This is a genomic window from Aeromicrobium sp., assembly GCF_036675695.1.
Taxonomy (GTDB): Bacteria; Actinomycetota; Actinomycetes; order Propionibacteriales; family Nocardioidaceae; genus Aeromicrobium.
The window spans coordinates 1-2,278 of the sequence record NZ_JAKFEL010000073.1; the positions used below are offsets into that span (position 1 = coordinate 1).

Annotated in this window: 2 protein-coding genes; both read left to right on the forward strand. The window is 65.1% G+C overall.

Annotated elements, in window-relative coordinates; genetic code table 11:
- Positions 1–180 precede the first annotated feature (180 nt).
- A complete protein-coding gene (locus V6M39_RS04970) occupies positions 181–1,341 on the forward strand; it encodes a hypothetical protein (protein ID WP_332642622.1) in 1,161 nt (386 codons plus the stop codon).
- 181 nt (positions 1,342–1,522) lie between these two features.
- On the forward strand, positions 1,523–2,278 hold a 756-nt coding region (locus V6M39_RS04975), incomplete at its 3' end, for an electron transfer flavoprotein subunit beta/FixA family protein (protein WP_332642623.1).

A 2,278-nucleotide genomic window follows, 5' to 3' on the forward strand; every position in this document is an offset into this window, starting at 1 on the left:
AGCCATTGGTTGATGAGTTCGTGGATGAACAACCAGCCGACGACCAACAGCCTGAGGCGGTGAGCGACGAGTCTGAGGCCCTCGCCCCCCCGATCAAAAAAAGAGTCGTCCGGCGCAAGTGATGTTCACGACCTCGAAGTAGACGAGCCAGCTACGCCCCAAACCGGGACGCCTGGTGTCATGACCGCAGCGGCGATCCAGTCGATCTTCGGCGATTCGAGCGAGGTCAAGGACGTCGTGGACGACGGGCCTTCGAAGGCCGAACGTCGTCAGGTTCAGGCTGAGGCGAAGGCGGCCGACCGTGCCGCGCGGATGCAGGCAAAGGCCGAGGCCAAGGCGGCTCGTGCTGAGGAGAAGGCCGCTGCCAAGGCGGCCCGCGATGAGGACCGAGCAGCGGCCAAAGCAGCCAAGCTGGCGGCCCGCGAGGCTCAGGCGTCTGATGACGACGCTGACGAGGAGATGAGGGCACGGGCGAAGGTCGACGAGGCGGAGGCCAAGGCTGCCGCCAAGCTCGAACGGCAGGCCGAGATCCAGGCCAGACGTGAAGCCAAGGCTGCCGCCAAGCTCGAACGGCAGGCCGAGATCGAGGCCAGGCGTGAAGCCAAGGCGGCCGCGAAGGCAGCACGCAAGCAGCCGACGACCGAGCCCGATGTCGACGACAGCGACGGCTCCGAACGCCCGATCGCCGTCGCGGCCAAGTTGCAGCAGGACCACGAGGACGCAGAGCAGCGCGAACGAGAGGCTCGCGAGGCCAAAGAACGGGCAAAGCAGGCGAAGCGCGAAGCCGCAGAGGCTCGCAAGGCCCAGAAGGCCGAGCTCGCTGCAGCACGCCAGAAGGAGCACGAGGAGGCCGCTGCCGCCAAGGCTGCTGCCAAGGCCGAGCGTGAGGGCGCCAAGGCTGCAGTCAGGCTTGGAGCGGCATCCACCGACGCAGCTGAGGACGATCACATCGTCGAGCCCCCGCGCGAGCCCAAGAAGTCATTGATCGATCGACTCCGTCCCGAACCGACGGATCAGCCGGGCGACGACGAGGATGCGCGGTCCACCCTCGTGCCGACCCTTGCGGTGGTGCTCGGGGCCCTGGGCTTCGTGTTCTCCGTGGTTCTTGCAATCGGCGCGTTCATGGTGGCGCTCAATCCGCAGGATGATGGCGGGTTGTTCAACGTCGTTTCCAACGTCTGCGATGCGCTCGTCGGTCCCTTGCGCGGTCTGTTCTCGTTCTCGGGTGTCAACGGCGAGAGCAAGGAAGCGCTGGTGGCCTGGGGATTGGGAGCGCTCGGTTATCTCGTCCTCGGTCTGTTCGCGCAGTCATTCCTGCGCTCGCGATCCGAAGACGACTAAGCCCTGGCGTCAGCCAGTTCTTGCGTTGCTTAAGCAATGTGATGTGACCTAACCCATGCCGCTGGGGCTCGCTCGCATTGCTACGCCTCGGTAACATTCAGGTCACAAGAGTCCACCTCGATCCGGCGCTTCGCGCCATGGGATGGTGGCTCTGCACCCCTAACTCACAGGAGGGTCCCTCGTGACCAAGATCGTTGTTGCGGTCAAGTACGTCCCAGACGCAACCGCCAACCGCTCGTTCAGCGCAGACAACACCGTTGACCGTGATGGCGTTGACGGCCTGCTGTCGGAGCTCGACGAATACGCGGTCGAGCAGGCACTGCAGGTCATCGAGGCTGGTGAGGGCGAAGTAACCGTCCTCACGGTCGGCCCCGACGATGCAGCCGACGCGATCCGCAAGGCTCTGCAGATGGGCGCCGATGCTGGCGTACACGTCAAGGACGATGCGATTCACGGCTCTGACGCCTTTGCTACGTCTCTCGTGCTGGCCGAAGCGATCAAGAAGCTCGACTACGACCTGCTGTTCTTCGGCATGACCTCGACTGATGGGGGTATGGGCGTTGTCCCGACGCTCGTCGCCGAGCGCCTCGGCGTCCCCGCCGTGACGTTCGCTTCCGAAGTCACGGTCGACGGCGACACCGTCAAGATCCGCCGCGACGGCGACGTCGCCGCTCAGACGGTCGAGGCGACCGGCAAGGTCGTCGTGAGTGTCACCGACCAGACTGGTGAAGCTCGCTACCCGTCGTTCAAGGGCATCATGGCCGCGAAGAAGAAAGAGGTCCAGGAATGGAGCCTCGCCGACCTCGGCCTCGACGCTGCAAGCGTCGGCCTCGACAACGCCTGGTCCAAGGTTGAGTCGTTCGAGCCCCGCCCGCCGCGCACTGCCGGCGAAATCGTGACCGATGAGGGAGACGGCGGCACCAAGCTCGCCGAGTTC